Genomic DNA, 8,022 nt, shown 5'->3' with positions numbered 1-8,022 from the left:
TCCGGCGCCCTGGCCTTGGCCAGCAGGAATTCGAGCCCCTTCAGCGCGATCGCGCGGCCGTCGGGATACCAGCCCAGCTGGGCCTTGGCGTAGCAATAGATCTGGCGGGCCTGCACCATGGTCCGGCGCGGCGCGGCGTGATCGGCTGTCCCATCCTGATGCAACCGGTCGACAAAGCCGCCGGCGGTGCTGTCCCAGCCTGTGGTCGACCACAGCGGCAGCGCATGGTCGATGATGCGGTGCTTCAACCTCGCGACGACATCGGCGGCCCCGTCCGCCGCAACGCTCTCTGCCTCAGCCATCGTGCTTCCTGGAACCGTCCCAATATCAGCGGTCACCGTCTGATAGCACGGGCGGACCGGCACGCAAGCTGCGCACCTCCTCGCAAGGACCTGCCATGACCGACCATTACGATGCCCTTGAAACGCGCGATCCGGCCGAGCGTGAGGCCGCCCTGTTCGCCCGGCTGCCGGAGGTGCTGCGCAAGGCGATGGCAGCGCCGGCCTACGCCAACCTGCTCAGGGGCATCGATCCCGCCTCCGTCACCAGCCGGGAGGCCCTGGCGGGGCTGCCGGTGCTGCGCAAGTCGGAACTCCCGGCGCTGCACAAGGCCGCCCCACCGTTCGGCGGCTTCGTGGCCGACAAGCCCGGCTCATTCGCCCGGCTGTTCACCTCGCCCGGACCGATCTTCGAGCCCGAAGGCCGCCAGACGGACCCGTGGCGCGGCGCACGGGCGCTGTTTGCGGCGGGCTTTCGCGAGGGGGACGTGGTGCTGAACACCTTCAGCTACCACCTGACCCCCGGCGGCTTCATCTTCGACGCGTCAGCGCGGGCGCTCGGCTGCGCGGTGATCCCGGCGGGCCCCGGCAACACCGAGCAACAGTTCGAGCTGATCGAGGCCTATCGCCCGGTCGGCTATAGCGGCACCCCTGATTTCCTGAAGATCCTGCTGGATGCGGCCGCCACCGGTGGCCGCGACGTCTCCTCGATCAAGCGCGCGCTGGTCTCCGGCGCCGCATTTCCGAAATCGCTGCAGGAGGAGATGAAGTCGCGCGGCGTCGAGGCCTATCAGGCCTTCGGCACCGCCGATCTCGGACTGATCGCGTTCGAGACCCCGGCGCGCGAGGGAATGACGGTCAATGAGGATTTGATCCTGGAGATCGTCAAGCCCGGCACCGGCGATCCCGTTGCGCCGGGTGACGTGGGCGAGATCGTGGTGACCTCGCTCGATCCGCATCATCCCTGGATCCGCCTCGCGCTCGGCGATCTGACCGCGGCCCTGCCCGGCGCGAGCCGGTGCGGACGCACCAATATGCGCATCAAGGGCTGGATGGGCCGCGCCGACCAGACCACCAAGGTGAAGGGCATGTTCGTGCGCCCCGAGCAGATCGCAGAAATCGGCAAACGCCATCCCGAGCTCGGACGGCTGCGCCTCGTCGTCACGCGTGCCGGCGAGGCCGACGCGATGACGCTGAGGGCCGAATGCGCGTCCGCGCCGGAGGCCCTGCTGAATGAAGTCGCGGCGACGCTGCGCGCCGTGACAAAACTTGGCGGAGCCGTCGAGCTGGTCGGGACCAGCTCGCTGCCGAATGACGGCAAAGTGATTGCGGACGAGCGATAAACGCAAAAGCACCCGGAGCGTGGTCGGTCCGGATTTGTCGCGCGCGGCATTGTGAACTATTGAGCTAGTTCGTGCCTCGCGGAGACATACGGATCACCAGCTCATGAACAACGTTTCAGGAAATCAGCCGCGACGACCGGCGGTTTTCTTCGATCGGGACGGCGTCCTGAACAGGGACATCGGCTACCTCTTCGAGAGCCACAGACTGATCTGGATCGACGGCGCGCGCGAGGCGGTGAAGGCCGTCAACGACATGGGCTATTTCGCGTTTGTCGTGACCAACCAGTCCGGTGTTGCAAGAGGCCTCTATGAGGAGGCCCACATCCAGCAGCTCCATGACTGGATGGCGGCCGAACTCGGCAGGATCGGCGCGCATATCGACGCCTTCGAATACTGCCCGTTCCATCCTGAAGGTACCGTGGAGCGATATCGGCAGGTCAGTCATCGCCGCAAGCCCTCGCCGGGCATGATCAACGATCTTCTGGAACGCTTTCCGGTCGACGTCGAGCGAAGCTTCCTGGTCGGCGACCAGCTGACCGATCTCGAGGCCGCGCGCGCAGCCGGCCTGAAGGGCCACCTGTTCTCGGGCCCCAATCTCGAGCTGTTCCTGCGGCCTCTGCTGCGAGGCTGAGCCCGCGCCCGGCGCGAGGCCACGATCGCGATCAGAACTTCCGAACCAGCTCGATCACTTCATCCTGCTGCTGGCGCGTGATCTCGGCGAACATCGGCAGCGAGAGGATCCGGCCCTGATCGCGATGCGCGTTGGGGAATTGCTCCGGCCGGTGATTGAAGCGGGCGTAGGCCGGCAGGAACGGCAGCGCCGTCGGGTAATTGATCGCGGTCTGCACCCCATTGGCATTGAGGTGTGCGGCGAGCGCGTCGCGGCGCGGATGCCTGATCGTGTAGAGGTGATAGACGTGGCTGCGCGCCGGCGCGACCTCGGGCACCACGACGTCCTCGATCTGGTTGAGGCCGGTGTCGTAGATTTCGGCTGCGGCCTGCCGGGCCTCAGTCCAGGCGGCGAGATGCGGCAGCTTGGCCGAGAGGATCGCGGCCTGCATGCCGTCAAGCCGGCTGTTGATGCCCTCGATGTGGTGCTGGTGCTTCACCAGGCCGCCATGGCGCGCCAGCATGGCCATCTGTTCCGCGAGCGCCGGATCATTGGTGACGACCGCGCCGGCATCACCCATCGCGCCGAGATTCTTGCCGGGATAGAACGAATAGGTCGCGGCCTCGCCGAAGGTGCCGACCATGCGGCCCTTGTAACGCGCGAGATGCGCCTGCGCGCAGTCCTCGATCACCCAGAGCTTGTGCTTCTGCGCGATCGCCATGATCGCGTCCATATCCGCGGGCTGGCCGTACAGATGCACCGGGATGATGCCGACCGTGCGCGGCGTGATCGCCGCCTCGATCGCAGCCGGATCGATCGTGAACGTCGCATCATCGGTATCGCAGAATACGACGGTGGCGCCGGAATGGGTGATCATCGCCGCGGTCGAGATCCAGGAATGCGCCGTCGTGATCACCTCGTCGCCCGGCTGCACCTTCAGCGCGCGCATGGCGAGGTAAAGCGCGTCGGTGCCGTTGGCACAGGATACGCAGTGAGCGACCTCCGCAGCCGCCGCAAACTCGCGCTCGAAGACGTCGACATAGCTGCCGCGGATGAAGGCGTTGTCGCGGATCACGCCGGCGATCGCCGCATCGATCTGGCCCTTGATCGACTGGTATTGCAGTTGCAGGTCGGCATACGGCACAGCCATCGATGTTCCCCTATTGGCTCGCCAGCAGCCGGCGCGCCGGATTGCCGGCATAGGTGCCTGATGTCGTGATGTCCTTGGTGACAACCGATCCCGCGCCGATGACGACGTCGTCGGCGATCCTGACCGGCATGATCGTGGCGTTGGAGCCGATCGACACCCGATTGCCGATCACGGTCTCGCGCCACAGCTCCTTGCGTCCGCGCGCCGGGCCGCCGGTTGCGAACGTGTCGTTGACGAACATCACGCCGTGGCCCACGAAGCAATCGTCACCGATGGTGACGAGCTCGCAGACGAAGGCATGCGATTGCACGCGGGTGCGCGCCCCGACGACCACGCCTTTCTGGATCTCGGTGAAGGGCCCGATGAAGCAGTCGTCACCGAGCTTGCAGCCATAGAGATTGCAGGGCTCGACGATCTTGACGCGCTCGCCGAACGCGACATCGCGCACGCTGGCCTGATGCACTTCCGGCCGATTCACGAAACGACACCCAATCGGCTCAAGCGCGGCGTGAAGCGCAGCGCAACTTCCTCACCGGTCTCGATCGACTCATAGAGGGCCGAAATCAGCTCCAGGCTCTTGCGGCCTTCAAGCCCATCGACCAGCGCAGCGCGTTGGTTCTCCAGGCAATCGACCACATGATGATAGTAGGCCTGATGGCCGAAGCCGTAGACATTGGGCGGGTTGACCGAGAACTTCTCGACCACGTCCTTGTCCGACGGCAGCTCGTTGACAAAGCGCCAGTGGCGGATCTGGTTGACCGCGAAACCGGAAATCTCGACCGTGCCCTTCTCGCCGAGAATCGACAGCGAGCCCTCGAGATCGGTCGGACGCGCCGCGGTGGTCGCCTCGATGATCCCGAGCGCGCCGTTGCGAAACTTCAGCGTTGCGACGGCCGTGTCCTCGGTTTCGATATTGGCCAGCGCCGTCGTCGCGCGCGCATGCACGCTCACAACGTCGCCGAAGAACCACTCCAGCATGTCGACATGGTGGCTCGCCTGATTGGTCAGCACGCCGCCGTCATAGGCCCAGGTGCCGCGCCAATCGTCCTGGTCGTAATAGGCCTGATCCCGGCACCAGCGTACCCGGACCGTCCCCAGGATGAGCTTGCCGAAGCGGCCGGCATCGAGCGCCTCGCGCGCCTTGACCACCGGCACGTTGAAGCGGTTCTGCTTGACGATGAACATCTTGATGCCTGCCTCGTCGCAGGCCCGGATCATGTCGTCGGCGTCCTGCAGACGCAGCGCCATCGGCTTCTCGACCACGACGTGCTTGCCGGCCCTTGCGCAGGCGATCACATGCGCGGGATGCAGCCCGCTCGGCGTCAGCACGGCAACCGCGTCGATATCCTTGCGCGCCAGGAACTCGTCCATGTCGTAATGGGCCGGAACGGCGAACTTCCCGGCGACCGCATCGGCGCGCGCGCGGATCGGGTCGCAAACCGCGACCAGGCTCGCTCCCGCGATATGATTGCCACCCAGGAGATCGGAATGACGCTTGGCAATACGCCCGCACCCGAGCAGGCCAAATCTGATCATGCAACAGGCCCTGTCTTGTCTCGTGACCGGCCCTAGCAGCCGACCGAAGAACCGAGGGAACAAGCGGCCTTGCGAGCCGCACGATAGCGTTCCATTACCCAGAAAACCCGGGGTAAGGCAAGGCCGCGCGCCGATCAGGCGGCACGGTCCGCAGCGGATTTGCTGCCGGAGGCTCGCGGCGCCGACCCATCGGAGGTGCAGGCGGCATTTGCGTCATTGGGCAAGATTCATAGAATGAAACACAAGCATAATTCTTGTCGTCCTACCGGTGCCGTGCCATGTCACTGTCGAACCCGATGACCACCAGCGAAACAGTCCAGACGCAAAGCCCGACACGGCGGTAATGAGAATGAACGATCGCGTTATTCAGCTGGAGCCCGGTTTCGGTTGGCCCCAGGCCAAGCTTGGCATGCTCGCCTATGCCCACGTCGTGGTTTGCGCCGTTTCGTTGTATTGCATCACGATCACCAATTCCTTCCCGGGCATCATCGGTTTCGAAAAGTCGCACCTGGCAGCGGCAATCCTGAATGTCGTGGCGTTCAGCCCGGTCGTGATCCTGTTCGCGTTTGGGCGCTTCAGCTTTGGCTACCTCGTCGGCTTCTACTTCTACATCATGGTGCTGGGATATCTCTGGCTAGCCGAATTTTCGTTGCTTGATTACGATCACCGCCTGGCGCTCGCCTCGATCGTGCTTTCGGCATTTGCGTTCCTCGTCCCCGCCCTGTTCATCACCGCTCCAGTGCGACAGGCCGTCGTGATGCCGGCACGCGCCTTTCACATGCTGCCTTCGGTCATCCTGATTGCCTCAGCCGCCATCGTCGGCGTCGGCTCCCTCTATAACCTCAAGCTGGTCGGTCTCAACGAGATGTACAAGTATCGCGCGGAGGCGGCGTTTCCAGGCTTCCTGCGATACGCCGTCTGGATCACCTCAAACGCGCTGTTGCCGTTCGCCTTTGCCTGCTTCGTCGCCAGCAAGCGGTTCTGGCAGGCAGGGATCGCCCTGCTTCTGATGCTTCTGTTCTACCCGATCATGCTGACCAAGATGGCGCTGTTTGCTCCGGTCTGGCTGCTGTTTCTCGCGCTCGTCGGCAAGCTAGCCGAGGCCAGGGTTGCAACGATCCTGTCGTTCTTCCTGCCTGTCCTGATCGGCACCATCTTGTTCCTCCTGGTCAAGGCCGAGGTGTTTCCACTCACCCCCGGCCTGGTTTATTTCGGCACCGTCAACACCAGGATGGTTGCGATCCCATCGCTCGCCCTTGAGGTTTACAACAACTATTTCTCAGCGCACCCGCTGACCCATTTCTGCCAGATCAACGCGCTGAAGCCCGTGATTGCGTGCGCCTACAACGAGCCAATATGGGCCGTCATGGCCAAGGCCTACGATCTCGGCGCCTTCAATGCTTCGCTGTTCGCCACCGAAGGAGTTGCTTCGGTCGGCCTGGCGTTCGCTCCGGTGTCCGCGCTGGGCTGCGGCCTCATCATCGCCCTCGGCAATCGCCTGTCGGCCGGCTTGCCGTCGCAATTTGTGCTGCTATCCGCCGGACTTCTCCCCCAGGTTCTCCTCAACGTGCCGCTTTCCACGGCATTGCTGACGAACGGCACCGGGCTGCTGTTCCTGCTCTGGTACATAGCGCCGCGGTCAGCCTTCGACCAGGCGCCGGCGTCGACAGCCGCTGAGAGCAGAAATCGACAACCAGCGCGCGCCGGCTAACGCGCCGCTCCGAACCCGTTCTCAGACCGGCTATCCGGCACGAGGGATGGCCAGAGCGCTTACGCGATTGCCTAAGCGCGAATGATGTTGTCTGCCGGCTGAGGAAACTTGCCACGGCAATCGACCAGCAGCGGAGCATGCGCGCCGAGCAGCTGATAGTCGAACTTGTCGTGATCAGTTGCGAGCAGGACGCAATCGAAGCGCCGCAGATTATCCTCGGTCAGCGCAACACTCGACAGATCGAACGAGTGCGCCCGCATCTTCGGGAACGCGGGGACGTGCGGATCGCTGTAGGCGACCTTGGCGCCGAGATCACGCAGCCTCTCCATCAGCAGCACCGAAGGCGATTCACGAACGTCGTCGACATTTTTCTTGTAGGCAATGCCGAGTACCAGGATCGAGCTGCCGCTGATCGACTTGTGCCTCTGATTGAGAGCCAACGAGATCTTCGACACGACGTAGTCTGGCATCGAGGAATTGATCTCACCGGCGAGCTCGATGAAGCGGGTGTGCATGCCGTACTCCCGCGCCTTCCACGTCAGATAGAACGGGTCGATTGGAATGCAGTGGCCGCCGATGCCGGGACCGGGGTAGTACGGGACAAACCCGAACGGCTTGGTCGCCGCCGCGCGGATCACTTCGTGAATATCGATCCCCATCTTGTCGGCAACCATCTTCATCTCGTTGACGAGGCCGATATTCACCGATCGATGGATGTTCTCGAGCAGCTTCGTCAGCTCGGCAGCCTGCGTGGAGCTCACCGGCACGACCTTGTCGATCACCTGACGATAGAGGGCGATGCCGGCTTCGAGACATGCGGGCGTACAGCCACCGCAGACTTTCGGGATCGATCGCGTCGTGAAATTCGGATTGCCGGGATCTTCGCGTTCCGGCGAGAAGACGAGAAATACGTCGCGGCCGACGGTGAGGCCGCACTTCTCGACGCGCGGCTTCAGTTCCTCCTCCGTCGTGCCGGGATAGGTCGTGCTTTCGAGCGACAACACCATTCCCTGATGCAGATAAGGCAGCAACGACTCGGTCGTGTTCAGCACGAAACTGAGATCAGGCTCGCGGTACTTGTTGAGCGGCGTCGGAACGCACAGGATAAGTGCATCGACTTCTCGTGCGCGTGAGAAATCAGTAGTCGGCTCGAACCCAAGCTCCGTCGCATTCTTGATGCTGGCGCTCGATATATGCTCGATATAGGAGCGGCCTGCGCGAAGCGCATCGACCTTGGTCTGGTCGATATCAAAGCCGATCACCTTGTAGCCTACCTCGCAATAGCGAAGCATCAAGGGCAAGCCGACATAGCCCAAACCGACGATGCCGATCTTGGCCGTTTTGTCGTTGAGCTTCGCGATCAATTCGGAATTCATTTCATCACTCGTACGGGG

General features: G+C 63.4%; 8 protein-coding genes. 3 read left to right on the top strand and 5 right to left on the bottom strand.

Translation table 11 applies throughout. The annotated features are described in order from the left end of the window. Positions 1 to 302: AGE family epimerase/isomerase (locus H8A95_RS15355; RefSeq protein ID WP_229183898.1), on the bottom strand; the 302-nt coding region annotated here is incomplete at its 3' end. Positions 303 to 397: 95 nt separating this feature from the next. Here H8A95_RS15355 and H8A95_RS15350 point away from each other — a divergent pair. Together H8A95_RS15350 and H8A95_RS15345 are read left to right on the top strand one after the other, a co-directional pair. Then, a complete protein-coding gene (locus H8A95_RS15350; RefSeq protein ID WP_229183897.1) occupies positions 398 to 1,621 on the top strand; it encodes a phenylacetate--CoA ligase family protein in 1,224 nt (407 codons plus the stop codon). A 103-nt stretch (positions 1,622 to 1,724) separates the two neighbouring features. Then, the gene (locus H8A95_RS15345) at positions 1,725 to 2,252 is read left to right on the top strand and encodes an HAD family hydrolase (RefSeq protein WP_229183896.1); all 528 of its coding nucleotides are present in this window, start codon (positions 1,725 to 1,727) and stop codon (positions 2,250 to 2,252) included. A 31-nt stretch (positions 2,253 to 2,283) separates the two neighbouring features. Here the strand turns inward: H8A95_RS15345 and H8A95_RS15340 are convergent, their stop codons facing one another. Genes H8A95_RS15340 through H8A95_RS15330 form a run of 3 tightly spaced genes read right to left on the bottom strand, consistent with a single transcriptional unit; the run spans position 2,284 to position 4,917 of the window. Next, complete coding sequence (locus H8A95_RS15340; RefSeq protein WP_229183895.1) at positions 2,284 to 3,381, bottom strand: DegT/DnrJ/EryC1/StrS family aminotransferase; 1,098 nt, start codon at positions 3,379 to 3,381, stop codon at positions 2,284 to 2,286. A gap of 10 nt (positions 3,382 to 3,391) precedes the next feature. Then, on the bottom strand, positions 3,392 to 3,859 hold the full coding sequence (locus H8A95_RS15335; protein ID WP_229183894.1) for an acyltransferase: 468 nt from the start codon (positions 3,857 to 3,859) through the stop codon (positions 3,392 to 3,394). Continuing rightward, positions 3,856 to 4,917 carry a Gfo/Idh/MocA family protein gene (locus H8A95_RS15330; RefSeq protein WP_229183893.1) on the bottom strand — a complete coding sequence of 354 codons (1,062 nt, stop codon included), beginning with the start codon at positions 4,915 to 4,917 and terminating at the stop codon, positions 3,856 to 3,858. The genes H8A95_RS15335 and H8A95_RS15330 overlap by 4 nt, the downstream gene beginning before the upstream one ends. Positions 4,918 to 5,266: 349 nt before the next feature. On the opposite strand from H8A95_RS15330, the gene H8A95_RS15325 reads away from it, so the two are divergent. Continuing rightward, positions 5,267 to 6,628 (top strand): hypothetical protein, encoded by a 1,362-nt coding sequence (locus H8A95_RS15325; protein WP_229183892.1) that lies wholly within the window; start codon positions 5,267 to 5,269, stop codon positions 6,626 to 6,628. A gap of 71 nt (positions 6,629 to 6,699) precedes the next feature. Here H8A95_RS15325 and H8A95_RS15320 read toward each other — a convergent pair whose 3' ends face one another. Beyond that, on the bottom strand, positions 6,700 to 8,004 hold the full coding sequence (locus H8A95_RS15320; RefSeq protein WP_229183891.1) for a nucleotide sugar dehydrogenase: 1,305 nt from the start codon (positions 8,002 to 8,004) through the stop codon (positions 6,700 to 6,702). Positions 8,005 to 8,022 lie beyond the last annotated feature (18 nt).

The organism is Bradyrhizobium oropedii (genome assembly GCF_020889685.1).
Classification (GTDB): Bacteria; Pseudomonadota; Alphaproteobacteria; order Rhizobiales; family Xanthobacteraceae; genus Bradyrhizobium; species Bradyrhizobium oropedii.
Note: the sequence above shows the minus strand (reverse complement) of the source record. Positions and strands in the feature narration are given on the sequence as shown.